This window comes from Streptomyces sp. NPDC036815 (assembly GCF_055609205.1).
In genome coordinates this window covers 73,593-98,098 of record NZ_JBVJPW010000025.1, presented here as the reverse complement: position 1 = coordinate 98,098, position 24,506 = coordinate 73,593, and the positions used below count along the sequence as shown (strand labels likewise).

Sequence of the window (24,506 nt, the reverse complement as noted above, 5' to 3'; positions counted from 1 at the left end):
AGCGGTCACGTTCGCCGAGCCCGCCCGCGGCGGTTTCATGCCCGCGGGAGCAGCACCGTGACGCCGTACCGTTGGAGAAGCCGCACGATCTCCTCGAAGTAGGAGAGCCCGTCCTGCGGATCGTGCACCTCGTCCGCCAGCGCGCGGCGTGCGACCTCGGAGTCGTGCCAGGTCAGGGTGAAGGGCGGAGCCACTCCGAAGCCGCCGCTCAGACAGTCCTTGAAAGCGTTCCACTCCCGGCCGAAGTAGCGGCCGGGCCCGAGCAGGGCTTCGGCCATCGCGCAGTGCAGCCCTGGAACGTCCGTCACGAACCGGCCGTCGAGATGGTGCTCGCCGCCGGACCGATCCGGCCGGGGCGTGGGCACTCGCCAGGCACGAGGAGTCAGGTCCAACCATGCGGCCCGGCCCTGCGAGTCGTACGGTGCCCACAAATTGGGCTCTGTCGGCGGGCCCTGGTACCACTGCGCCCAGACCGGACGGTCCGCCGGCGACGGCCGGTCGTCCCCGCCATCGGCCAGGGTGATGTCGACGAGCGTGCCGCCGAGCACGGACGGTCGCGCTCGGGCGATGTCCAGGCCCACGGTGGTGGAGGCCATCACGGCACCATGGCGATCCAGTACCAGGAGGGAGGCCCAGTCCCGCTCCGGCCGACCGGGTCGCCGCAGCGCCGCGAGCAGGGGCTCCGCAGGTTCGCAGCCGATCAGCTCCATCGGAACAGGCGCCGGCCCCTCTCGCGCCTCGAACAGGCCGTCCACAGCGGAGCACTGGCCCGCCTTCGCTGCGGCGGCCGTCGTTCCCGCGAAAAGCTCGAAGCGCGGCGCCGAGGGGAGTTCGAAGAAGCTCTCCTCGCTCGTGACACCGGCGCCGAGGACGATGTCGTACCGCTCCGGGTCGTCCGGGTGGGGCCGCTGCGCCAGCACGGCCGCATCGACGAGGGTCCACCACTGCACGGGCCCGTCGCCTTCCCAGACCTCCACGCACACGTCGCCCAGACTCCGGAGCGAGACGCCGGGCTCGGCCAGGACTTCGCTCAGGAGACCATCGGGGCGGCATCCGCGGAGGGTGAGGACCTCCCGTGGCGGCGGGACCGGGTCGACGAACAGCCCTTCGAGACCTGCGCACTTCCCCCAGAGCTGTTCCACGCCGTCTTCGTCCTCCTGAACCAGGAGGTACTTCACCGGAAGGTCCCGGTCCCACCTGGCATGATCCGCGACGCGCACCCAACCCCCGAACATCTGAGCAGTCTTCGCGCCTACGATACGGAGCCGCCCGGCGCGAAGGCCCAGCCGGGTGTGTCCCGGACCCCCGTCACTTCCCGAGGATGTCGCGGATGTCGTCCACATTCCCGCGGTGGGCGGCGAGTTGCTTCTCGCGTTCCGCGAGGAACGCCGCGCCGAGTTCCTCGCGCCGTTCCATGGCGACGTTCTCGCGGGCGTCGTTGAGGATCGTGCGCTCCTCCTCGTCGGTGTGGTGGGCGATGGCCTCGACGAGCTTCTCCAGTTTCTCGTCCCACTCGTCCGAGCCGACCTCGTCGACCTGGAGCAGTTCGAGGAGCGCCTTGTTGCCCTCCTCGTGCTCCTCCTCGCCGTGCTCGACCTCTTCGTCGTCGATGTTCTTGTAGCGGCGCAGCGCGGGGTACACCTCGGCTTCCTCCGCCAGGGCGTGCGCGATCAGCAGGTCGGCGAACGTGCCGAGCGCGGCGGCCCGGTCGGCCTCCACGCTGCGCATGTCGCGGAAGAGGTCCTCCATCGTGCGGTGATCCTGGAGGATCAGTTCGACGACGTCCTGCGTCGGGGGCATGGGTCCGCCTTTCCTGGGCCGCGGCGTGCGCCGGCCCGTTCGGTCTCCGGTTCAGGTAGCCGTGTACCCCGTGACCGGGGCTCATTCCGCGGATCCGCGACGGAAGTCGCTCAAGGGGCGGTGTCCGCCCGGAGCCGGGCGATGAGCAGTTCCACCTCGCCGGGGCTGAGGTGGAGGAGCAGGGCGTCATCGGGTGCGCCCGGCGCGGCGGGGGCGACGACGAGCCGCACGGGCGCGCCGGGCGGCTCGGACGCCGGAGCGTCGAAGGCCGGGGGCAGAGACGTCCGCCAGGAGATCAGCGCGTCGCGCAGGCGGCCGTGCGCCGAGGAGACATCGCGTGCGGCCCAGCGGGTGGTGGCGGCGTCGAGGCCGTCGGCCCGCCGCGGTCCGTTCTTCGCCGTGGTGTTCGCCATGGCCCCATCCTGGCCACCCCGCGGACCGTCCGCCTCCGGTCGGCCGCAGAGGGAGTAACGATGACGGCGTGACGGATGACGGCGTACGGCTACGGAGCGGCGACTACGGGGGAAGCGGGCAACGGACCATTCGGATGCGTACGGCCCAGAAGCGCGGGTACAGGAGAAAAACCCAGCGGAATTTCACATCGTGGAAGGAGTACGGCGTGCTCAGGCCCGACCCGGCGTTTCTGGACGCACTGCTCAACACCTACTCGACCCTGCGAGCCCAGCAGGTCGCCGAGGACTCACCAGAGATCCGTCGTCGGCTGGACGACGTCTCGTACACGCTGTGCGTCTCCACCGGCACCCGGACCGTGGAGGCCGCCGTCGCGGCTGCCACGGCCCAGCTGTCCGCTGGGGACCGCGACGAGATGCCCGACCTGGCGGCCTGACCGCGGGACCGGCGGGACCGCCGCGTCTCGGTTCGCCGCGCCATGGGCTCGCCCTTGCGCCAGGCTGGAGAGTGCCGGAGCGCGCCGAAGCACCGAGTGCGTACGGTACGCCGCAGTCCCAGAGGCCGGAGGTGTCGATGGAGCCCGTGGAGGCGCTGGAACGCATCGCCTTTCTGCTCGAGCGGGGCCGCGCGCCCACCTACCGGGTGCGGGCCTTCCGCACCGCGGCCGCGGTGGTCGCGGGGCTGGCCGAGGGCGAGACAGGGCGCCGCGCCGCCGACGGCTCCCTGGAGTCGCTCAAGGGCATCGGGCCCAAGACGGCCGGTGTCGTCCGTGAGGCGCTGGCCGGCGGTGTGCCGGGTTACCTGGAGCGGCTGGAGGAGGAGGCACGCACTCCGGTCGCCGAGGGCGGCGCCACGCTGAGGGCGCTGCTCCGCGGCGACTGCCACCTGCATTCCGACTGGTCGGACGGCGGCAGCCCCATCGAGGAGATGGGCCGGGCGGCGCGGGCGATCGGCCACGAGTGGGCGGTGCTCACGGACCATTCGCCGCGGCTGACCATCGCCCGCGGCCTTTCACCGGAACGGCTGCGCGAGCAGCTCGAAGTGGTGGCCGCGCTCAATGAGAGCTGGGCCCCCTTCCGGCTCCTCACCGGCATCGAGTGCGACATCCTCGACGACGGATCGCTCGACCAGGAGCCGGAACTGCTCGACCGGCTCGACGTGGTGGTCGTGTCCGTGCACTCCAAGCTGCGCATGGACGCGGCCGCGATGACGCGCCGCATGGTGACCGCGGTCAGCGACCCCCGGGCCGACGTCCTCGGCCACTGCACCGGACGGCTGGTCGTCGGGCGGGGCAGGCCGGAGTCGCAGTTCGACGCGGACGAGGTGTTCGCCGCGTGCGCGGACGCGGGCACGGCGGTGGAGATCAACAGCCGCCCCGAGCGGCTCGACCCGCCCCGCAGGCTGCTGCGCCGGGCCGTGGACGCGGGGGTGCTGTTCTCCGTGGACACCGACGCCCACGCCCCCGGCCAGCTGGACTGGCAGGTCATCGGGTGCGCCCGGGCCGAGGAGTGCGGCGTCCCGGCCGAGCGGGTCGTGAACACCTGGCCGTCGGAGGAACTCCTGGCCTGGACGCGGAAGAGCCGGGCCCGGCCGACGTCCTGAACAGCACCCGGTCCTGAACAGCACGAAGCGCTGAACGGCACGACGTCCCGAACGGCACGACGTCCCGCACAGCGCCAACGCAGGCTCAGCTGCCGTCCTCCAGCGCCGTCAGCACCCGGTCAGGGGTGAGCGGCAGTTCACGCAGGCGCACCCCGATCGCGTGGTGCACCGCGTTGCCAATGGCCGCCGCCGTCCCGACGATGCCGATCTCACCGACGCCCTTGCTGCCCATCGGGTTGAGGTGGGGGTCGTCCTCGTCCACCCAGTGCGCCTCGATCACGGGCACGTCGGCATGGGCAGGCACGTGGTAGGCGGCGAGGTCGGACTCCACGAAGTCGCCGAAGGCCGCGTCCATCGTGCTGCTCTCGGTCAGTGCCATCCCGAGTCCCATGGTCATGCCGCCGATGAACTGCGAGCGGGCGGTACGGGAGTTGAGGATGCGGCCCGCGGCGTAGACGCCCAGAAGGCGGCGCACCCGGACCTCGCCGGTCACCGTGTCGACGCCGACCTCGGCGAAGTGGGCGCCGAAGGCGTGCCGGGCGTAGTCGCTGTCCGCGTCGGCGGTGCCCGCGGTGTCGGCCGTGGCGCCGACGCCCTCCGGGGGCAGCACCTGCCCTTCCTGTCCGGCCAGCCGCTCGGCGAGGCGCGTACAGGCCTCGTGAACGGCCCAGCCCCAGGACGCCGTCCCCATGGAACCACCGGCCAGCGGCGCCGCCGGAAGGTCGCTGCTCCCGATCTCGGTGCGTACCCGCTCCACCGGTACGCCGAGCGCGTCGGCGGCGACCTGGGCGAGCACGGTGCGCGCGCCCGTACCGATGTCGGTGGCGTTGACCTGGACCACGAAGCTGCCGTCGGGGTAGGCGTGGGCGGCGGCCCGGGACGGCGAGGCATTGGCCGGGTACGTCGCGGCGGCGACGCCGCTGCCCACCAGGACGGCCCCCTCCCGGCGCGCGCGGGGCCGCGGGTCGCGCTCGGCCCAGCCGAACCGGCGGGCCCCGTCCCGCAGGCATTCGGCGAGGTGGCGGCTGCTGAAGGGCAGGGAGCTGTCGGGCTCCTCGTCGGTGTCGTTGCGCAGCCTCAGCTCGACGGGGTCGATGCCGACCGCCGCGGCGAGCTCGTCCATCGCCGACTCCAGCGCGTACATGCCGGGTGCTTCGCCCGGGGCCCGCATCCAGGAGGGGCTCGGCACGTCGAGGGGCACCACGCGGTGGGTGGTGCGGCCGTGTGCGGAGGGGTACATGACGCGGGTCGCGGCGGCGGCCGTCTCCACGAACTCCTTGAGCCGGGAGGTGTGCGCGGTCACCTCGTGGATCACGGAGGTCAGCGTGCCGTCCTCCTGTGCGGCCAGACGCACCCGGTGCAGCGTCGGGGAGCGGTGGCCCACCACGGTCGGCAGTTGCCGCCGGGGGAGGGAGAGCTTCACCGGCCTGCCGGTCACCCGGGCGGCCATCGCGGCGAGCACCACGTGCGGCCTGGGCGTGCCCTTGGAACCGAAGCCGCCGCCGACGTGTTCGGAGACGACCGTGATCCGGTCCTTCGGCAGTTCGAACAGGCCGGCCAGGACATCGCGCACAGTGGTGGCACCCTGGCTGGAGTCGTGCACGGTCAGGTGCCCGTCGTGCCAGCGGGCCGTGGCCGCGTGCGGCTCCATGGGGTGGTTGTGGAGGGGCGGCACCCGGTAGTCGGCGTCGACGCGCACGGGCGCGGCGGCGAAGGCCTCCTCGGCGTCGCCGCGCACGTGCTCACCGGATGTGCCGTCGGTGTCCTCGGGTACGTAGGCGTCGGGGTGGTCGGCCCGCAGGGTGACGTCATGGGGCTCTTCGGCGTAGCTGATCCGTACGGCCGCGGCGCCTTCGCGTGCCGCCTCCAGGGTGTCGGCGACGACCAGCGCGACGTACCAGCCCCGGTGCGGGACCCGGTCGTTCTGCAGCACGGCGAGGGTCGCGTCGTCCGGCTCGGCCAGGCTCGGTGCGTTCAGGTGGCTGAGGACGCCGACGACGCCGGGCAGCGCCAGGGCCGCCTCGTCGTCGACGGCCGTGACCTTTCCGCGCGCCACCGTGGCGGGTACGGGCCAGGCGTAGGCGCACCCCTCGGGCGAGTGCTCGGCGGCGTAGCGGGCGGCCCCGGCCACCTTGTCGGGACCCTCCCTGCGCTCGGTGGGCGCCCCGAGAGCACTGACGGTGTCCGGCATGAGTTCTCCCTGAAAGCGGATGTGACGGGTCAGGACGCGGTGGGCGACGCGGCCAGGCGCCGCAGGACGTCGCAGGCGAGATTGCGGGCGAGCCGCACCTTGAAGGCGTTGTCGCGCAGGGGCTCGGCGGCGGCGAGTTCGGTGTCGACGGCGCGCCGGAACGCCTCGTCGGTCGGCGCCGCGCCCAGCAGCGCCTCCTCGGCGCGCAGGGCGCGCCAGGGCCGGTGGGCCAGACCGCCGAACGCGATCCGCACGTGGCGTACGAGGGAGTCCTCGACGTCGATCACCACCGCCACGGAGGCGAGCGCGAAGGCGTACGAGGCACGGTCGCGCGCCTTGCGGTAGGCCGAGGGGAGACCGGCGCCCGAGGGCGGCAGGACCACCCCGGTGATGAGCTCACCGTGCGCGATCTCGGTGTCCTGCTCCGGCCGGTCGCCGGGCAGCCGGTGGAACTCGGCGGCGGGCAGCCTGCGCGCGCCACGGGTGCCCCGCAGCTCGACCTGGGCGTCGAGCGCGGCGAGCGCGACCGCCATGTCGGAGGGGTGGGTGGCGATGCAGTGCGGGGAGTGTCCGAGGACGGCGTGGTCACGGTTGACGCCGTCCCGCGCGCCGCAGCCGCTGCCGGGCGCCCGCTTGTTGCATGGCTTGCTCAGGTCCTGGAAGTAGGGGCAGCGGGTGCGCTGCAACAGGTTGCCGCCGGTCGTGGCCACGTTGCGCAGCTGGCCCGAGGCTCCGGAGAGCAGTGCCTGCGCGAGGACGGGGTAGCGGTCACGGACCAGCGGATGGGCGGCGAGGTCGCTGTTGCGCACGGTGGCGCCGACGTGGACGGAGCCGTCGCGGAGCTCCTCGACGGCGTCCAGCGGCAGGCGGCTGACGTCGATCAGCGTTCCCGGGGCCTCGACACCGAGCTTCATCAGGTCGACGAGGTTGGTCCCGCCGCCGAGGTAGCGGGAGGCGGGGCGTCCCGCGTGGGCCGCGGTCGCCTCGTCGACGCTGTGGGCGCGTACGTACCTGAAGGTCTTCAACGGGCCACGTCCTCGACGGCTTCGACGATGTGCGGGTAGGCGCCGCAGCGGCACAGGTTGCCGCTGAGCCGCTCGCGGATCTCGTCCTTGCTCAGCCGTACGGGTGGACCGGCTGCGGCGGCCGGGTCCGTCACGTACGACGCGTGGCCCGCCTCGGCCTCCGCCACGGCGCCGACGGCCGAACAGAGCTGCCCGGGGGTGCAGTAACCGCACTGGAAGGCGTCGCGCTCCACGAAAGCCCGCTGGAGGGGGTGAGGGCTCTCGCCGTCGGCGGCCCGCAGCCCTTCGACGGTGGTGATCTCGCACCCCTCGGCGGCGACGGCCAACAGCAGGCAGCTGTTGGCGCGGCGCCCGTCGACGAGGACGGTGCAGGCGCCGCACTGGCCGTGGTCGCAGCCCTTCTTGGAACCCGTCAGGTCCAGCTGCTCCCGCAGGACGTCAAGCAGTGTCGAACGGTGATCGACCACTGGGCTGCAGTCCTTTCCGTTCACCGTCATGGGCACTTCTGAATGGAACACATCGGTTCCCATGGCGCACTGCTCCCTCGTCCTGGAACGGTCTGTGACGACATCGTTTGTCCAGCCTGAGTCAGAACACTCATTCCGGCATGCCGGGAGGGGCCGGATCGGCTGTGGAGCTCTCGGCCGGGGAGCGTCTCCGGCGCACTGGACGCGAGCGCGAGTTTTCTCCGGCATCGGCGGGGCATGCGACAGAAGCAAGGCTGTACGGCGACGTACAGAAATTGACCACTATCGAGCCAGCGCTCTATGGAGGCCCCTCATGCTGAAGGCCATTGCAGACGTTCTCCGTGCCATCGGCGGAGCCATTGCCACGGTGGTCACTCTGCCGTTCCGCGCGGTCGCGCGGCTCTTCGGAGGCGCTTCGGACACCGCCCACGGCCATCACTGACGGCCTGCACGACCGACGGAGCCCATAAGTAAGAGGGGGCCGGAGCAAAATGCTCCGGCCCCCTCTTACTTATGGGCTCACACACGTACGGACCCACACACATCCGGGCTCACACACGGCGAATGGGCCCACCATTCTCTGATGGGCCCATCGATGTCACCGTTTTCGAGGCTCCGCCGGACGTCTACCAATAATGCTTGCGGCCGCCCACCGAGTGTCCGACTGCTCCGAGAACCCAAAGGACCGCACCGATGACGACGAGTGCGACGCCAATGGTCCAGAGGATGGAGATACCTGCCAGCATGCCGATGACGAGCAAGATGATGCCGAGTGCGATCATGGATCCTCCGACCCTCAGAACTATTTTCCAGTGTACGCCTGTCGGGTGAAAACGACCGGCGTGTGAATGCTGCCGCCGTGCCGGGGTGAAACCGCCGGGGCGACGGGATCAGTGACCCGATCCGCCGTAATAACCGCCGAGCTGGTCGCGGTAAGCGGGGTCACCCAGATGCTTTTCCTTGTCGAACTCGGGTGCGTTCTTGATCTGTTCCTTGGTGAGCGAGACCAGGATCCGCCGGTCGTCATGGTCGATGACCGTGACGGTACTGGCGGGCAGCAGAACCTCCTTGCCGAAGATCCAGACACCGGTGTCGACGACGATGTACTGGTTGGCGACCTCGTCGGAATGCTTGTCGACCTTGCCGATGTGACCGTCCGAGGCTTCCACCTTGTAGCCGGTCAGATCGGCGTCCGGGCCGTGACCGGCCGTCGGAACGTAGTTCCACATTTCATTGCTCACGCAGGACTCCCCAATCGACATCTGAAACACAAGTCTTTGAATACCAGGGGAGGCGACCTATTGATCGGCCGCTCCCGCTGTTCGGGTGTCCTGCCGGAGCGAGACCAAACAAAGAGGGGTCGAAATTCTTGGAGCGCGGGGGTACTAAGTCCGGGCGGCCCTCGGGCCCCTCGACGCTCTGCGGCTCATGGGTGATCTCGCCGCAGGCCACGGTCCCGGCCGCACACTGGGCTACTGCTTGACGTGATTCCGTCAACCCTTCAAGTTATCTTCGTTGGGCGGGAGTTGCGTCTGGGACCACTCACGGGCCAGCTCGGCGAAGGCCCGCGCGGCGGCGCTCCGGTAACCGCTCTCGCGGTGCAGCAGGGTGACCGAACGGGCCGGCAGCGCGGGGGTGAGCGGGACGGTGTGCAGGTCGGGGCGGTCGTGGGCGAGGGCGTCGGGCAGGACGGTGGCCAGCGGGGTGTGCCGGACGATCTCCGTGAGGGCGTTGATCGAGGTGGCCTCCACGGTGACATCGGGCCGCACCCTGTGCCGACCGAGGTGGGCGTCGATGTGTACGCGGGTGGCGAAGTCGCCGCTGAGCAGGGCGAGTCGGAGCTGCGCCAACTCGTCCAGCGGCAGGGGAGTGGTGCGCCCCGCCTGCGGATGCCGGTCGCCCACCACGAGGCTGAGCGCCTCGGTGAAGAGGTCCGTGGCGGCCAGTCCCGGCAGGTGCGGACCGTGGAAGGCGATGCCGAGGTCGAGCTCGTCGGCAAGCAGCTCGGGCTCGATGCGTTCCTGCGGAAGTTCCTTCAGGCGCAGGGTGATCCCGGGGTGGCGGGAGTGCAGCAGTGCGGTGAGCGGTCCGACCAGGTAGGCGGTGAACGTCGGCGTCACGGCGAGCCGCAGCGTGCCGCGCGACAGATCGGTCACGTCGTGCACGGCGCGCTCGGCGGCGGCCAGGTCCTGCAGGGCGCGTCGCGCGTACGGCAGATAGGCGGCCCCGGCGTCGGTGAGCCGCACCGCGCGCCCGCCCCGGTCCAGGAGGGCGACGCCGATCGCCCGTTCCAGCTGCCGGATCTGCTGGGACAGCGTCGGCTGGGAGATGTGCAGCTCCTCGGCCGCCCGCGTGAAGTTGCCGTGCTCGGCGACGGCGAGCAGATAGCGCAGATGACGCAGTTCAGGGGCCATGACCTCAACTATAGATGTCATCGATAGCAGTCATGGAAAGCAGGTCTTGGACTCTATAGGTCCACGTCATGCACGGTGGAGCTCGTCAGTCGAACGGGGTGGAGAGTCCCCTCCGGCCCACGGCGTTCGCCACCCCTTCCGGGCCCCGGCGCTCCCGAACCGGCTGACCCTTAGTCGAAGGGAGTGACCATGCGAGACCTCGCGGCGGGAGTACGGAGCTTCCAGCGGGACGTCTTCCCGGCCAAGGCCGAACTGTTCGCGGACCTGGCCGACCGCCACACACCGGACACGCTGTTCATCAGCTGCTCCGACGCCCGCGTCGTACCCGAACTGATCACCCAGCGCGAGCCGGGCGAACTGTTCGTCGTCCGCACCGCCGGCAACCTCGTACCGGCCCACACGCCGTACGCCGACGGCACGACCGCGAGCATCGAGTACGCGGTGGCCGTCCTCGGTGTCAGCGACATCGTGGTGTGCGGCCACTCGTCCTGCGGCGCGATGACGGCTCTCGCCGAGGGCCACGACCTGAGCTGTGCGCCCGCCGTGGCCGACTGGTTGCGCCACGCGGACGCCGCCGTGGCCGGCCTGCCCGGCCCCGCGAGCGGCGCGGCACGGGTGGCCGCCCTGGTGCGGGAGAACGTCCTCGCCCAGCTGACCCGCCTGACCACCCACCCCGCGGTGGCCGGAGCCCTGTCCCGCGGCGCGCTGACGCTGCACGGCTGGGTCTACGACATCCCCACCGGCGCCGTCGAGAACCTGACCCCGGCCGCCTGAACTTCTCTCAACCCTTCTCCGAACCTCTCCGAAAGGACACCACCCCATGATCCACGCCCAGTTCGACCCCACCGCACGCCAGGACCTCGCCGTCCGCGCCGTCGAGGCCAAGGTCCGCGAGGACCTGTCCTGGCAGCAGATCGCCGACGCGGCGGGCCTCTCCGTCGCCTTCGTCACCGCGGCCGTCCTCGGCCAGCACGCGCTGCCCGCGCCCGCCGCGCGGGCCGTCGCCGAACTGCTCGGCCTCGACGAGGACGCCGTGACGCTGCTGCAGACGATCCCGACGCGCGGCTCGATCTCCGGCGGCATACCGACCGACCCGACGATCTACCGCTTCTACGAGATGCTCCAGGTCTACGGCACCACGCTGAAGGCTCTGGTCCACGAGGAGTTCGGCGACGGCATCATCAGCGCGATCAACTTCAGGCTCGACGTGCGGAAGGTCGCCGACCCCGAGGGCGGCGAGCGCGCGGTGATCACCCTGGACGGCAAGTACCTGCCCACGAAGCCGTTCTGACCCGGCGGACGGCCGCGCGCCGTCCGGTTGGCCCCGTCGCCGCACGGTGTCGGGGCCAACTGCCTCTCGAAGCACGGCAGATCAAGGAAGTCGGAACGCGATCGGTTCGCGACCCATTGACATCGGGCGGGCCCGAGGTGAAGCTCCAAGACGCCCGTGTTAACGCTAACAACGGGCTGAGGCACACCTGAGGGAGTCATCCATGTCAGGTAGTCGTCACTTCTCGGGGCCGGGCGGTCATCACCCCTCGACGGACCGCCGCACCCTGCTCCTCGCCGCCGCGGCCGGCGCACTCGCCACGGCCTGCGGCACCGCCGAGGGACTCCCCGCGGGCGAGGTCGCCGTGCTCGGCGACAGCACCGCCTGGGAGAAGCCCATGACCGCCGCGGGGGCGGCCATGAAGTCCGTGGCGTCGCTGCGCCTCGTGCCCGAGGTCAACCCGTCCCTGGAGTCGTTCGAGCAGATCGTGCGGTCCTCGCTGCGGACCGACAAGACGCCGGACATGCTCAAGTACTGGTCGGGCTACCGGCTGCAGGACCTGGCCCGTACCGGCGGCATCGAGGACCTGACGCCCCAGTGGGACGACGCCGTCGCCAGGGGCTGGGTGGACCCCTCGCTGCGGGGCGCGTTCACCCACCGGCGGCGGGTCTACGGGCTGCCGATGAACCTCGCGTACTGGGTGATGTTCTACAACCCCCAGGTGTTCCGCGAGCACGGCATCGGGACCCCGCGGACCTGGGACGGATTCCTCGCTGCCTGCGTGCGCCTGAAGAAGGCGGGCATCACGCCGCTGCACGGCACCGCCGCCGACCGATGGCCCTCCTTCATCTGGTTCCAGGAGGTCCTCAGCCGTCAGGACCCGCGCTTCTACCAGGACTTGATGAACGGCCGCGAGCGGTACACCGACCCGCGCGCCGAACGCGCACTGCGCACCATCGCCTCCTTCTTCGACAAGGACTGGTTCACCCCCATGGACCTGAGCCACACCGACGCGGCCGCCGCCCTGGTGGCCGGCAAGGTCGGCGTGGTCGCCTGCGGCACCTGGCTCGGCTCGACACTGGCGGGAGCGGGCGGGAAACCGGGGGAGAACGTGGACGCGTTCGTGCTGCCCATCGCCGACCCGAAGGCCCGCCCCAGCGTCGTCTTCGAGTCCAGTGCCCTCGTCGCCACCGTCAAGGGCGCCGACCACGACGAGGCCGTCGAGGCCACCGGCTCCTGGCTGCACCCCGCGGTCATGCGGGCCTTCTCCGGTGCCCTCCAGGACGGCTGCCCCAACCCGAAGGTCAAGGCCGCCAACCCCGTCATCGCGGGCCTCACCGAGAAGGTGCGCGGCGACCAGCTGTGGCTGCTCAACCGCTTCTGGGAACAGGGCCCGCCCGAACTCGTCGAGGCGACCGTCGACGACCTCGCCGGATTCCTGCTGAACCCGTCCTCGTACCGCAGGACGCTGCGCACCATGCAGGACCGCGCCGACGAGGCGTGGCGAGTGTGGCGGGAGGCGGAGAAGACATGACCGGGACCGCGTCCACCGCGCACGGCGGCGCCAAGGCGGTGCGCATACGCCACCGGATACCGACGCGCACCCCGCACCAGGCCGCGAAGGCGGGCGGCGGCAGGCTCGGCGGCCCCCTCGCCGCCCTGCCCTGGGCGCTGCCCGCCTTCGCCCTCGTCGGCGTGCTCCTCGTCTACCCCTTCTTCCGCAGTGTCTACGGCAGCTTCTTCGAGGACAACGGCTTCACCAGCAGCTTCACCGGCTTCGACAACTACACGCGCCTCGCCGACGACCCGATCTTCGGCCGCTCGCTGCTCAACACCCTGATGTGGGTGGCCGGCACGCTGCTCCTGCCGGTGCTCGCCGGACTCCTCATCGCCGTAGCCACCCACCGCACGCGGTTCGGCGGAATCACCCAGCTGATCATCGTCCTGCCGTACGCGATCTCGGGCGCCGCGACCGCCGTCCTGTGGAACTTCATGCTGACCTCCGACGGCGCCGTCAACCAGGTGCTGCGCGGCGTCGGCCTCGACGGCTGGGCACACACCTGGCTCCTCCAGTGGCCGCAGAACACCCTCTCGATGATCGTCGCGAGCACCTGGCAGGCGACCGGCCTGAACGTCGTCCTCTTCGCGATCGGGCTGCGCGCCATTCCGCGCGAGACCGTCGAGGCCGCCGAACTGGACGGCGCGAGCGGCTGGCGCATGTTCCGGCACATCACCCTGCCCGGGCTGCGCGCCGTGACCGTCGTCGTGGTCGGCATGGCCGTCGTGAACAGCCTCAAGGCGTTCGACATGATCTGGATCCTGACCAAGGGCGGCCCGTCCCGCTCCTCGGAGACCCTCGCGCTGAGCATGTACCGCGAGACGTTCCGGCTGTTCCACGTCGGCTACGGCTCGGCCGTCGCGCTCGTCCTCTCGGTCATCGTCGTGGCCTCGTCCTGGGCGTACCTGCGCCATCAGATGCCCGACACCGGCACGGCGAAGAGCTGAGGGGGAGTCCCATGGGACGCGCGCTGCGCACCGTCTTCGTCACCGGGTGCGTGCTGCTCTGGCTGGTTCCGCTGTACCTGCTGGTCGTCAACGCCCTCACCCCGGTGACCGAGTACGCGGGCAGGCCCGACTGGACCTTCCAGGGCTTCGACCTCGCGGACAACGTCGAGACCGCCTGGGACGTGGCGGGCATCGGCGACAGCTTCCAGGCCTCGCTCCTCTACGCCTGCGTGTGCGCTCTGTCCGCCGTCCTGGTGGCGGCCATGGCGGCGTTCGCCGTCGTCGTCCTGCCCATCCCGAAGCCCGCGTTCTGGTTCTGGCTGATCTACTCCGGCACGCTCTTCCCGCTGCAGATGTTCCTCGCACCGCTCTTCGGCCTGTACGCGGACGCCGACCTGTACGACACCAGGCTCGGCCTGATGCTGGTCTACGCGGCGTGGGCGGTGCCCTTCGCGTTCTTCCTGATCCGCAATCAGATGACCACCATGCCACCGGAGTTGACCGAGGTGGCGCTGATCGACGGGGCGTCCTTCCGCCGGATCTTCTGGCGCATCCACGTCCCCCTGATGAAGGAGGGCCTCGCGGCGGCCTTCATCTTCCAGTTCACCGCCGTCTGGAACGACCTGCTCCTGGGCATCACCCTCAGCCGCAGCCCCGACGTGCAACCGGTCATGGCGGCCCTGAGCACCCTCAACAACGCCTACTCCTCGACGGGCCCGCCCGTCATCCTGGCCGGCGCGCTGATCGTGTCCGTGCCGACCCTCGTCCTCTTCCTGCTCTTCCGCGGTCTGTTCCTGCGCGGCATCACCGCGTCCGCCCGCTGACCCGACCACCCCCCTTTCCCGGGAGCGATCCGCATGACGACACGGGCTCTGGTCCGCACCACCGACTGGGACAACGAACGGATACGGAAAAGCCTGCGCGCCGGTGTGGTCGGCGCCGAGGGGGTCCTGGCGGACGGCGCCGTCCTGCGGCTCACCGAGGAACCCCTCCTGCGCCACGCCGACGACGGCGCGCTCCTGCAGTCGCTGCGGGTCGAGCCGGTCAACGGCACGGCAATACCGGGGGAGTTGAGCGTACGGGCGGAAGGTGGTGCGGCCCTGCGCTGCGAGCGGATCGCAGGACCCGACCGTTCCGTGCGGCTCCTGCTGCCCGCCGTCGACGCAGCGACCCGCGTCACCGTCGGCCTCCCGGGCGCACGGGACGGCATCGAGGTGCGGCTCACCCCGCAGCGCCGCTGGACCCTGCACCTCATCCACCACTCCCACCTCGACATCGGCTACACCGACCCGCAGGGCCGGGTCCTCGCCGAGCACCTGTCGTTCCTCGACTCCTGCCTCGAACTGACCCGCGCCACCGACGACTGGCCCGCCGAGTCCAGGTTCCGGTGGTGCGTTGAGTCGCTGTGGTCGTTCCAGCAGTGGGCGCGGGCCCGCCCCGCGGAACAGGTCGACGAGTTCGTCCGCAGGGTCCACGAGGGCCGCATCGAACTGACCGCGCTCCCGTTCAACCTGCACACCGAGACCTGCTCCACCGACGAGCTGCACGAACTCCTGCGGGCCGCCCGCACCGTGCGCGACGAGCACGGCGTCCGCTTCACCTCCGCCATGCAGACCGACGTTCCCGGCGCCGTCGTCGGCCTCGTCGACGCCCTCGCCGCCGCGGGCGTCAAGTACCTCTCCGTCGCCCACAACTGGGCCGGGCGCTCCGTGCCCCACCTCGTCGGCGGCGAGAAGCTGCCCCGCCTCTTCCGCTGGCGCGCGCCCAGCGGCAACAGCGTCCTGGTGTGGGTCACCGACACCCCGCACGGCCTCGCCTACATGGAGGGCCCGCTCCTGGGATTCGACACCCGGTACGACGACGTCGACGACCTGCTGCCCGCCTACCTGACCTCCCTCGCCACGCACCCCTACCCCTACCGGGGCGGCATCTTCGGCTGGGCCATGGACCATACGGAGGTCAAGCGCGAGCCCTATCCCTGGGACGTGCTCCACCTGCGCGTGCAGGGTAAGTTCGGCGACAACGCGCCGCCGCGCCGCATCATCGCCGACACCGTCCGCCGCTGGAACGACACCTGGGCCTTCCCCCGCCTGCGGCTCTCCCGCAACGAGGACTTCTTCACCGACGTCGAGGCCAGGCTCGGCGCCGGGATCCGCACCTTCGAGGGCGACTGGACCGACTGGTGGGTCGACGGGGTCGGGTCGGGGGCGCACCCGCTGTCCCTGGCCAGGACCGCCCAGTCCGTGGTCGCCGACGCCCAGACCATCGGCACGTTCGCCGCCCTCCTCGACGCCACGGGGGCCGAGGACGACAGCAGGGACGCCGCCGGGGTCTACGAGGCGGTGTCGCTCTTCGACGAGCACACCTGGGGCGCCGGCGACCCGTGGACCCACGGCCACGAGGGCGGCCACTCCGGTGAGCACCAGTGGCACTGGAAGTACGGTCAGGCGATGCGCGCGCACGACGACGGCAACGCGCTCCTCGCCCGTGCGAGCGCCCGCCTCGGACAGCGGCTCGCCGCCTCGCCGGACGCGGCGGCCACGTACCACGTCGTCAACACCTGCTCATGGCCGCGCACCGACGTCGTCCACGTCTTCCTGCCCGAGAGCACCGTGCCGCTGGAGCGGCCGGTGACCGTGCGCGACGCCCGCGACGGGCGCCGACTGGACTGCGAGGAAAGGCCGCAGACCAACGACGACCACCGGGACGCGGGCCGGTTCCTGCTCGTCCGCGTCGACGACGTGCCCCCCGCCGGATCGGTCCGCCTCGACGTCCTCGCCGCGGCCGCCGCACCGCCCCGGGAGCCGGACGGCGCGAGGACGAAGGCTGCCACCGGCTGGAATCCGACCGGCGGCACCGAACGCGAGGACCCCGGCGAGACGGCGGCCGAGGCGCTGGCCCACCCCGACCCGACCCACCTGGAGAACGACCACTTCGCCGTCCGCGTCGACCTCGCACACGCCTGCGTCGCCTCGGTCATCGACAAGAGGACCGGCCGTGAGCTCGTCCGCGCGGACGCCGTCGTCGGCTTCAACGGCTACCTCCACGACAGCTACACCACCGCGGGCGGCTTCAACCACAACTCCAGTCGCACCACGGCGTCGGACCGCCTCGAACACCTCGGCACCCGCGCGCTCGCCCCGCCCGCCGCACTCATCGCCCGCCGTTCGACGGCCGTCGCCGAGTCCCTCACGTACGAGACCCGCCCGGCAGGCGCCCGGCGGCTGCGCACCACGCTCACCCTCCCGCACGGCGTGCCCCGGCTCGACATCGAGAACCACCTCGACAAGGACGCCGGTCTCGGCAAGGAGAGCGCCTACTTCGCCTTTCCCTTCGCCTTCGACGAGCCGGTCGTGCGGATGGAGGCCTCGGGCGGCGTCACGGGCAGCGGACTGCCGGTGGTGCCGGGCTCGGCGCCGCACATGCGCGCGGTACGGCGCTGGGTGACCCTGGCCGACGACGACCTGACGGTGGCCTGGTCCACGCAGGACGCGCCGCTCGTGCAGTTCGGCAACATCGCCCTGCCCTACGCCCCGTTCCCCAAGACGCTGGACCACGACGAGCCCGCCACCGTCTTCTCGTGGATCCACAACAACCTCTGGGACACCAACTTCCCCAGCGAGCAGGGCTTCGCGTTCGCCTTCCGCTACAGCCTGGCCAGCGGGTCCGGTGCGGGCGGCCTCGGGCCACGAACGGCCGCCGCCTGGAGCCGCCCGATGCGCGCCGTCCGGGCCCGGGGGAGCTCGGGCGGCGCGCCGGACCAGTACTCCTTCGCCGACCTGGACGACCCCCGCGTCCGGCTCGTCGGCGCCACCACTCCACGGCCCGGCCACACCCTGCTGCGCCTGCAGTCGTTCGCGGAGCAGCCGGTGACCTGTCGGGTCCGCGCCCACTTCCCGGTCACCGCCGCACACCACGCGGACTTCCTCGGCACACCGGGCGCCCAACTGCCCTGCCCGCACGGTGAAGTCACGCTGGAGATGCCCGCGCTCGGTACCGCCGCGGTGCTCTTCACGCGCCCGGCCGGAGCGGCGACGGGGCCTGGAGTACCGCCCGCACCCCCCTCCGTGCGCCCCTGACCGCGCATCCCTGAAAGCCGCACCGAGCGTTGTTCCCGTACGTGTTCCCGTCCGCGCGAAGGAGAACGTGTGTACCGGCTCGACCCCCGTTACGCCCCCGCACCGGGGGCCGTCCTGGTCACCGGCTGGCGGGGCGTCGCCGCGCAGCTGCCCCCGGGACCCGTCACCCTCGCCGTGGACGGCCCCCCGACGGTGGACTGGGACGGCCTCGCCGCCCGGCTGACCGAGGAGCTCTCCGCGCGCGGAACCTCCGTGCGGGCCCTCGACCTGCGTGCCCATCACGCCTCGCCCGCCACGGTGCGGCGGCGCACCGAAGCCGCCGTGACCGCCGACGACCCGTACTACGCCAAGCTCGCCGAGACCCCCCTGCGCGACTTCTTCGACGGCCTTCCCCGTCCGGAGCGGCCGGACGGCTGCGAGCTGCTGCTCGTCCACGGGCCGGGCGCCTCGTTCGTCCGGCACGACCTGCTCTGGTACGCCGACCTGCCCAAGCGCCACGCCGAGGCGGCCGTCACGGCGGGGTCGGGTCACAACCTTGGACTGCCTTACGTCAAAGGGGAGTTGAGGCGTCTCTTCTTCATCGACTGGCCCGTCCTCGACCGTCACCGAGACGCCCTCGCGCCTCGGCTCGACGGCTGGCTCGACGTCCAGGAACACGAGCGGCCCACGTACGTCGACGGCGCCGGACTGCGCGCCACCCTCGCGGGCCTCGCCCTGCGCCCCGTCCGCACCCGCCCCTACTTCAACTCAACGCCCTGGGGCGGCCACTGGGCACAGCGCCACCTGGGCTTCGACCCCGCCGCCCGCAACACCGCCCTCGGATACGAACTCATCGCCCCCGAGTCCGGCGTGCTCATCGGCGCCCACCCCGGCCAACAGGCCGAAATCCCGTTCCAATTGCTCTGCGCCCTGCACCCGGGGGAGTTCCTCGGGCCCGAGGTGACCGCCCGCTTCGGCGCCTCCTTCCCGATCCGCTTCGACTACCTGGACACCGTGGACGGCGGCAACCTCTCCGTGCACTGCCACCCCAGGGATCGGTACATGAGGGAGCGGTTCGGCTGGACCTACACCCAGCACGAGACGTACTACATCGCCCTCGGAGGCCCACGCGCCCGCGTCTTCCTGGGCCTGCGCGAGGACGCCGACCCGGCCCGCTTCCGCAAGGAGATCGAGGAGGCCGCACACGACGGGACCCCCATGGACCCCGAGGACCACGTCCTGACCTTCCCCGCCGAACAGGGCCGCCTCTTCATGATCCCCGCGGGCACCCCGCACGCCTCCGGTGCCGGAAACCTCGTCCTGGAGATCAGCGCCACCCCCTACCTCTACTCCCTCCGCTTCTACGACTGGCTGCGCCCCGACGCCGACGGACACCCCCGCCAACTCCCTTACGAGCACGGCCTCGCCAACCTGGAGACGGAACGCCGCGGTGACGCCGTCGCACGGGACCTGGTCCAGGAACCACGCACCCTGCGCGCCGGGGCCGGCTGGCGCGAGGAACTCCTGGGCGCGCTCGACGAGATGTTCTACGAAGTACGGCGCTACGCCCTCGACCGGAACGCCGTGGCCGACGACGACACGGCCGGCCGCTTCCACGTCCTGAACGTCGTGGAGGGCGAGGCCGTCATGGTGCACACGGCGGCGGGGGAGCGGCACCTGCTTTCCCGGGCGGAGACCCTGACGGTGCCCGCGGCGGTCGGCCCCTACCGCCTCGCGGCCGTCGGCGAGCACCCGGTCGCGGTCGTCAAGGCGCTCGTCCGCCCGGACCTGTCCGTATGAGACCCGCCCGGCTGAGACCAGTCCTCGAACTCGGCGGCACCCACGTGACAGCGGCCCTCGTCAACCCCGCCACCGCCACCGTGACCCGGTGCGTGCGGCGCAGGGTCCACGCCCGCTCCAGCGCCGAACACGTCCTGGGCGCACTCGTGCGCTGCGCCGGAGAGCTGGACGCCCCGGCCGGACAGGTGTGGGGCGTCGCGGTCCCCGGCCCGTTCGACTACGACAAGGGCATCGCCCGCTTCGAGGGCGTCGGCAAGTTCGACGACCTGTACGGCATCGACGTCCGCTCGGTGCTCCTCGACGGGGTGTGGCCGCGCCCGGCGGACACCGTGTTCCTCAACGACGCCCACGCCTTCCTGCTCGGCGAGTGGCGGGCCGGCGCCGCCCGCGGGCACCACCGCAGCGTGGGAGTCACCCTCGGGACGGGCGTGGGGTCGGCCTTCCTCGTGGCCGGCGACGCACAGCACCGGGGGCCCGGCGTCCCACCCCAGGGCCGCATCGACCTCGTGCGGGCGAACGGCAGGCCGCTGGAGGACACTGTGTCGCGGCGGGCGATCCTGGCCCGCTACGGCGGCGAGCACACGGCCCGTGACCTCGACGTCAGCGAGATCGCGGACCGGGCACGGGCGGGGGAGCGGCCCGCGCGGCAGGTCCTCGACGAGGCCTTCACGACCCTCGGTGCCGTGCTCGCCCCCCACCTGCGTGCCTTCGACGCGACCGTCCTCGTCGTCGGTGGCGCCATGGCCGCCTCCTGGGACCTGCTCCGGCCCGCGCTGCGCGCCGGGCTGGGGGATACTCCCGTCACGCTGCGCCCCGCGGGGCTCGGCGGGAACGCGGCGCTCGTCGGCGCGGCGGCGCACGCGGCCGCCGTGCCCTGAGCGGATGCGCGCCCGGACCGGGCGCCGCACGGAACGGAAGGACATCCGCACCATGCCCGGACCGCACGACCACGGCGGCGGCCGGCCGCGGCGCGATCCCAGAAGCGGTCAGCCCACCCTGCGGGACGTCGCCGAACGCGCCGGGGTCAGCGCCATGACGGCGTCGCGGGTGCTGCGCGACGACCCGCAGGTGCTGCCCGCCACCCGCGAGCGGGTCCGGGCCGCGGCCGCCGCCCTCGGCTACCGCCCCAACGAGGTCGCCCGCAGTCTCCGGCTGGGCCGCGGCACCGGGCTCGTCGGGCTCGTCGTCACCAACCTCGCCAACCCCTTCTACTCACGCCTGGCCCTCGGCGTCGACTCGGTGATGGCCCGGCACGGGCTGAAGACGGTGATCGGCAACACCGGCCAGGACCCCGGTGCCGAACGGGAGCTGGTCGCCGATCTGCTGGGCCGCCGTGTCGACGGCATCATCGCCGTCCCGGCGGGCGCCGACCAGCGCCACCTCGCCGCGGCGGCGGCCGACGGCGTGCCGGTGGTCCTCGCCAGCCGCCCGCCCGAGGGGTTCGCCGCGGACTGCGTCCTGGTGGACGACTTCGGCGGCGCGCACGCCGCCACGGCCCGCCTCCTGGCGCGCGGCCACCGGCGCATCGGCTTCCTCGGCTCACCGCCCGCCGTCCACACCGGCACGGAACGGCTCCGCGGATACGCGGCCGCCCTCGCCTCGGCGGGGCTCGCCACCGACCCGAGCCTCGTACGCCAGGGTCAGACGGAACCGGAAGAGGCCACGCGCGCCGCGGCCGGGCTGCTGGCGCTGCCCGACCCGCCGACCGCGCTGTTCTGCTCCAACAACCGCAACACGATAGGGGCGTTCCGCGCCCTGCGGGCCGCCGAGGGCGGTGCAACCGTCGCGCTCGCGGGCTTCGACGACTTCGAGCTGGCCGACGCGCTCGGCCTCGCGCTCACACTCGTCGCCTACGACAGCGACGAGGTGGGCCGCGCGGCGGGCCGCCTCCTCGCCGACAGGCTGCACGCCGGAGGGGGTGAGGGTGCGTCCGGGGCGCCCCGGCAGATCGTGGTGCCCACCAGCCTGGTGGAATACGGAGCTTGAGGCTCCGGCCGTACGCCGTCGATCTGTGCGCTCGTGCGGAACGTACCGGGGTGCCCCGCACGTTGGGCAGGTCGGGGGCGGGGCTCGGCCATGCCGTGCGCACCCGCATGAGTGCCGAGGAACGGGGGAGAGGCGTGTCGCAGCAGAGCCGTTCCGCGCGCCTGGCCGCGTCCGCGCTGTCCTTCTTCGTCACGGTGCTCGTCCTCTTCGTCCCGTCCGCCGCGGCGAGCGGAGCATCGGCGGACGCCCCGCCCATCCGGCACGCCGTGGCGGCGCACGCCGGTAAACCCACCGGACCCCACGACGTCCCGGCCCTCCACGTCGCCGTCGCCCACCGGCCGGACGCCCACATTCCAGGGCCACAGCCGGCCGGCCCGGCGCCCACGGCCTTCGACGCGGCGCCGCAGCGCGCCCTGAGCGGACCCGATGCCCGGCCCGCCACCGCGTTCGCACCGCCCCAGCGGACCCACGCGGCGGCCGCCCCGCGCGGGCCGCCCCACCGATGAGCACGCAGACCGTTCCCGACGCCTGACCCGTCGCACACCGCATGCCGTACGCCGTACCGCTTGCGCGACGCCCGGTCACGCGTTCCTCCGTCCTGCCCTCATCCGTGGAGAACCCATGTCACGCGCGCCCCTGTGGCGGGCGGTGGTCGCCCTCGCGGTCGTCGCCCTGTCCCTCTACATCGCCCTCACTCAATCCGTCCGCCTCGGCCTCGACCTGCGAGGCGGCAGCCAGATCGTCCTGGAGACCAGGAACTCACCCACCGTCACCGCGGACGCCGCGTCCACCGACCGTGCCCTGGAGGTCCTCAGGCAGCGCGTCGACGCCCTCGGCGTCTCCGAACCGGGCATCGCGCGCTCCGGCGAGAAGCGCATCATCGTCGAGCTCCCCGGCGTGCAGGACCCGCGCAAGGCGGCCGAAGTCATCGGCCGCACCGCGCAGCTGACCGTCCACCCGGTGACGGGGGAGTCACCGGCCAAGGGCACCGCGAAGCCCGCCGCCGACGGATCGCGCACCCTGCCCGACCCCGAGAGGCCGGGCAACCACCTCAGGCTCGGCCCCACCGAGCTGACCGGCGAAGGCGTCAAGGACGCCGAGGCGAGGCTCGACCAGCAGTCCCTCGCCGGCTGGACCGTCTCCCTCGACTTCCGCAAGGGGGCGGGGGACACCTGGGCGAAGGTCACGGGCGAGGCGGCCTGCGCGCCGCGGGGCGCGCCCGAACGCCGGGTCGCCATCACGCTCGACGACAAGATCATCTCGGCGCCCGGTGTCAACGAGGGGGTCGCGTGCGGGACCGGCATCACCGGCGGGACCACCCAGATCACGGGGAACTTCAGCCAGTCGGAGGCCCGTGACCTCGCCGCCCTCGTCAAGGGCGGGGCGCTGCCGGTGCCCGTCGACGTCGTCGAGCAGCGCACCGTCGGCCCGACGCTCGGCGCCGAAGCGATCGAGGCGAGCACCCGGGCGGCCCTCATCGGCATCGCCCTGACCGCCCTCTTCATCACCGCGGTCTACCGGCTCCTGGGCTTCCTCGCCGGGCTCGCCCTCGCGCTCTACGGCCTCATCTCCTACGCCGCCCTGGTGGCACTCGGCGCGACGCTCACCCTGCCCGGCCTCGCCGGGTTCGTCCTCGCCATCGGCATGGCCGTGGACGCCAACGTCCTCGTCTTCGAACGGGCCAGGGAGGAGTACCTCGCCGTCCGGTCGAAGGACCTGGCCAAACCGGTCCGCACGGGATTCTCGAAGGCGTGGAGCGCGGTCGTCGACTCCAACGTCACGACGCTGCTCGCCGCCGGACTGCTGTTCTTCTTCGCCACCGGACCCGTCAAGGGCTTCGGTATCACCCTGTGCGTCGGCGTCCTCGCGTCGATGGTCACCGCGCTGGTCATCACCCGCGTCCTCGCGGACTTCGCCGTCAACCGGGAAGCCGTGCGCAGCCGCCCGGCGCTGACGGGCATCGCCTCGACGGGCCGCGTGCGCGCCTGGCTGGCCCGGCGGGACCCCAACCTGGTGCGCCACCGCCGCCGCTGGGTCGGCGTCAGCGGCCTCCTGGTCGCCGTGGCGGTCGCGGGCGTCGCCCTGCGCGGCCTGGAGTTCGGCGTGGAGTTCACCGGCGGCCGCCTCGTCGAGTACAGCACCAGCAGGTCCGTCGACGCCGACACGGCCCGCGCGGCCGTGTCCGACGCGGGATTCCCGCGGGCGGTGGTGCAGGAGTCCGGGGACGGCGACATCACCGTACGCACGGAACGGCTGACCGACACCGAACAGCAGCGCGTCAGAACGGCGTTGGAGCGGCCCGGCGGCACCGTGACCGTCGAACGCGACGAACTGATCGGCCCGAGCCTCGGCAGCGAGCTGCGCCAGAAGGCGCTCATCGCCCTCGGCATCGCCGTGGCCGCCCAGCTGATCTACCTGAGCGTGCGATTCCGCTGGACGTTCGCGGCGGCGGCCGTCTCGGCGATGGTCCATGACGTGCTGCTCGTGGTGGGTCTCTTCGCGTGGCTCGGCAAACCCGTCGACAGCGTGTTCCTCGCCGCCCTGCTCACCGTGATCGGCTACTCGGTCAACGACACGGTGGTCGTCTTCGACCGGGTGCGCGAGGCGCGCCGCCGCCACCCGCGCGGCGATCTGGAGGCCACGGTCAACCGGGCGGTGGTGCAGACACTGCCGCGCACGGTGAACACGGGCATGGGCGCGCTGTTCATCCTCAGCGCCCTCGCGGTGCTCGGCGGGGACTCGCTCGCCGACTTCTCGCTGGCGCTGATCGCCGGGGTGCTGGTCGGTATGGCCTCGACCGTCTTCACGGCCGTACCGGTCGCCGTCGCGCTCGAACACCGCAATCCCCCGACACCGCCGTCCGGGCGGCCCGGCCCCTCGGACTCGAACGCGGACTCGGCCGAAGCGCCAGCCGGCTACAGCCCGTTGGAGGCCGGGCGCAGGAGGGAGCGGGGCACGGGAGCGGTCGTGTGAGCCG

At 72.1% G+C, this 24,506-nt stretch carries 23 protein-coding genes; 14 read left to right on the top strand and 9 right to left on the bottom strand.

The annotated features are described in order from the left end of the window. Window positions 1-35 precede the first annotated feature (35 nt). From ACZ69I_RS34225 to ACZ69I_RS34215, 3 genes are all read right to left on the bottom strand, one after another. A complete protein-coding gene (locus ACZ69I_RS34225) occupies window positions 36-1,178 on the bottom strand; it encodes a barstar family protein (protein ID WP_470836440.1) in 1,143 nt (380 codons plus the stop codon). Between the two features lie 130 nt (window positions 1,179-1,308). Then, the gene (locus tag ACZ69I_RS34220; RefSeq protein WP_467681835.1) at window positions 1,309-1,800 is read right to left on the bottom strand and encodes a hemerythrin domain-containing protein; all 492 of its coding nucleotides are present in this window, start codon (window positions 1,798-1,800) and stop codon (window positions 1,309-1,311) included. A gap of 110 nt (window positions 1,801-1,910) precedes the next feature. Next, window positions 1,911-2,213: a hypothetical protein gene (locus tag ACZ69I_RS34215; protein WP_467681833.1), complete on the bottom strand. Its 303-nt coding sequence runs from the start codon at window positions 2,211-2,213 to the stop codon at window positions 1,911-1,913. A gap of 206 nt (window positions 2,214-2,419) precedes the next feature. On the opposite strand from ACZ69I_RS34215, the gene ACZ69I_RS34210 reads away from it, so the two are divergent. Next, window positions 2,420-2,647, top strand: coding sequence for a DUF5133 domain-containing protein (locus tag ACZ69I_RS34210; protein ID WP_467681831.1), 228 nt, complete (start codon window positions 2,420-2,422; stop codon window positions 2,645-2,647). A 137-nt stretch (window positions 2,648-2,784) separates the two neighbouring features. Continuing rightward, entirely contained in the window at window positions 2,785-3,813 is a 1,029-nt protein-coding gene (locus ACZ69I_RS34205) for a PHP domain-containing protein (protein ID WP_470836438.1), read from the top strand. An 85-nt stretch (window positions 3,814-3,898) separates the two neighbouring features. Here the strand turns inward: ACZ69I_RS34205 and ACZ69I_RS34200 are convergent, their stop codons facing one another. Genes ACZ69I_RS34200 through ACZ69I_RS34190 form a run of 3 tightly spaced genes read right to left on the bottom strand, consistent with a single transcriptional unit; the run spans window position 3,899 to window position 7,559 of the window. Next, window positions 3,899-6,004: a xanthine dehydrogenase family protein molybdopterin-binding subunit gene (locus tag ACZ69I_RS34200; protein ID WP_470836436.1), complete on the bottom strand. Its 2,106-nt coding sequence runs from the start codon at window positions 6,002-6,004 to the stop codon at window positions 3,899-3,901. A 29-nt stretch (window positions 6,005-6,033) separates the two neighbouring features. Next, window positions 6,034-7,029 carry an FAD binding domain-containing protein gene (locus tag ACZ69I_RS34195; RefSeq protein ID WP_467681825.1) on the bottom strand — a complete coding sequence of 332 codons (996 nt, stop codon included), beginning with the start codon at window positions 7,027-7,029 and terminating at the stop codon, window positions 6,034-6,036. Further along, complete coding sequence (locus tag ACZ69I_RS34190) at window positions 7,026-7,559, bottom strand: (2Fe-2S)-binding protein (protein WP_467681823.1); 534 nt, start codon at window positions 7,557-7,559, stop codon at window positions 7,026-7,028. The genes ACZ69I_RS34195 and ACZ69I_RS34190 overlap by 4 nt, the downstream gene beginning before the upstream one ends. 250 nt (window positions 7,560-7,809) lie before the next feature. Between ACZ69I_RS34190 and ACZ69I_RS34185 the strand changes: the two genes are divergently transcribed. Continuing rightward, window positions 7,810-7,938 carry an LPFR motif small protein gene (locus tag ACZ69I_RS34185; protein ID WP_263398772.1) on the top strand — a complete coding sequence of 43 codons (129 nt, stop codon included), beginning with the start codon at window positions 7,810-7,812 and terminating at the stop codon, window positions 7,936-7,938. A gap of 184 nt (window positions 7,939-8,122) precedes the next feature. On the opposite strand, the gene ACZ69I_RS34180 is transcribed toward ACZ69I_RS34185, so the two are convergent. The 3 genes from ACZ69I_RS34180 to cynR all read right to left on the bottom strand — a co-directional run bounded on the left by ACZ69I_RS34180 (window position 8,123) and on the right by cynR (window position 9,910). After that, window positions 8,123-8,278, bottom strand: a complete 156-nt coding sequence (locus ACZ69I_RS34180; protein ID WP_361733010.1) for a DUF6131 family protein — start codon at window positions 8,276-8,278, stop codon at window positions 8,123-8,125. A 108-nt stretch (window positions 8,279-8,386) separates the two neighbouring features. Next, a complete protein-coding gene (locus tag ACZ69I_RS34175) occupies window positions 8,387-8,737 on the bottom strand; it encodes a PRC-barrel domain-containing protein (protein ID WP_467681821.1) in 351 nt (116 codons plus the stop codon). Window positions 8,738-8,989: 252 nt separating this feature from the next. Then, window positions 8,990-9,910 (bottom strand): transcriptional regulator CynR, encoded by a 921-nt coding sequence (gene cynR / locus ACZ69I_RS34170; RefSeq protein ID WP_470836434.1) that lies wholly within the window; start codon window positions 9,908-9,910, stop codon window positions 8,990-8,992. A 189-nt stretch (window positions 9,911-10,099) separates the two neighbouring features. Between cynR and ACZ69I_RS34165 the strand changes: the two genes are divergently transcribed. The 11 genes from ACZ69I_RS34165 to secD all read left to right on the top strand — a co-directional run bounded on the left by ACZ69I_RS34165 (window position 10,100) and on the right by secD (window position 24,502). Then, window positions 10,100-10,684, top strand: coding sequence for a carbonic anhydrase (locus ACZ69I_RS34165; RefSeq protein ID WP_467681817.1), 585 nt, complete (start codon window positions 10,100-10,102; stop codon window positions 10,682-10,684). 46 nt (window positions 10,685-10,730) lie between these two features. Further along, window positions 10,731-11,201 carry a cyanase gene (cynS, locus tag ACZ69I_RS34160; RefSeq protein WP_470836433.1) on the top strand — a complete coding sequence of 157 codons (471 nt, stop codon included), beginning with the start codon at window positions 10,731-10,733 and terminating at the stop codon, window positions 11,199-11,201. 202 nt (window positions 11,202-11,403) lie between these two features. After that, the gene (locus ACZ69I_RS34155; RefSeq protein WP_470836431.1) at window positions 11,404-12,714 is read left to right on the top strand and encodes an ABC transporter substrate-binding protein; all 1,311 of its coding nucleotides are present in this window, start codon (window positions 11,404-11,406) and stop codon (window positions 12,712-12,714) included. Beyond that, window positions 12,711-13,685: a carbohydrate ABC transporter permease gene (locus ACZ69I_RS34150; RefSeq protein WP_470836430.1), complete on the top strand. Its 975-nt coding sequence runs from the start codon at window positions 12,711-12,713 to the stop codon at window positions 13,683-13,685. Before ACZ69I_RS34155 ends, ACZ69I_RS34150 begins: the two co-directional genes overlap by 4 nt. An 11-nt stretch (window positions 13,686-13,696) precedes the next feature. Continuing rightward, window positions 13,697-14,509 (top strand): carbohydrate ABC transporter permease, encoded by an 813-nt coding sequence (locus tag ACZ69I_RS34145; protein WP_470836429.1) that lies wholly within the window; start codon window positions 13,697-13,699, stop codon window positions 14,507-14,509. Between the two features lie 33 nt (window positions 14,510-14,542). Beyond that, window positions 14,543-17,764 (top strand): glycoside hydrolase family 38 N-terminal domain-containing protein, encoded by a 3,222-nt coding sequence (locus ACZ69I_RS34140; RefSeq protein WP_470836428.1) that lies wholly within the window; start codon window positions 14,543-14,545, stop codon window positions 17,762-17,764. A gap of 69 nt (window positions 17,765-17,833) precedes the next feature. Beyond that, window positions 17,834-19,543, top strand: a complete 1,710-nt coding sequence (locus tag ACZ69I_RS34135; RefSeq protein WP_470836427.1) for a class I mannose-6-phosphate isomerase — start codon at window positions 17,834-17,836, stop codon at window positions 19,541-19,543. Further along, the gene (locus ACZ69I_RS34130; protein WP_470836426.1) at window positions 19,540-20,421 is read left to right on the top strand and encodes an ROK family protein; all 882 of its coding nucleotides are present in this window, start codon (window positions 19,540-19,542) and stop codon (window positions 20,419-20,421) included. The genes ACZ69I_RS34135 and ACZ69I_RS34130 overlap by 4 nt, the downstream gene beginning before the upstream one ends. Window positions 20,422-20,473: 52 nt before the next feature. Further along, a complete protein-coding gene (locus ACZ69I_RS34125) occupies window positions 20,474-21,529 on the top strand; it encodes a LacI family DNA-binding transcriptional regulator (protein WP_470836454.1) in 1,056 nt (351 codons plus the stop codon). Window positions 21,530-21,663: 134 nt separating this feature from the next. Then, window positions 21,664-22,035, top strand: coding sequence for a hypothetical protein (locus ACZ69I_RS34120; RefSeq protein WP_470836424.1), 372 nt, complete (start codon window positions 21,664-21,666; stop codon window positions 22,033-22,035). A 115-nt stretch (window positions 22,036-22,150) separates the two neighbouring features. Next, the gene (gene secD, locus ACZ69I_RS34115) at window positions 22,151-24,502 is read left to right on the top strand and encodes a protein translocase subunit SecD (protein ID WP_470836423.1); all 2,352 of its coding nucleotides are present in this window, start codon (window positions 22,151-22,153) and stop codon (window positions 24,500-24,502) included. Window positions 24,503-24,506: the final 4 nt, after the last annotated feature.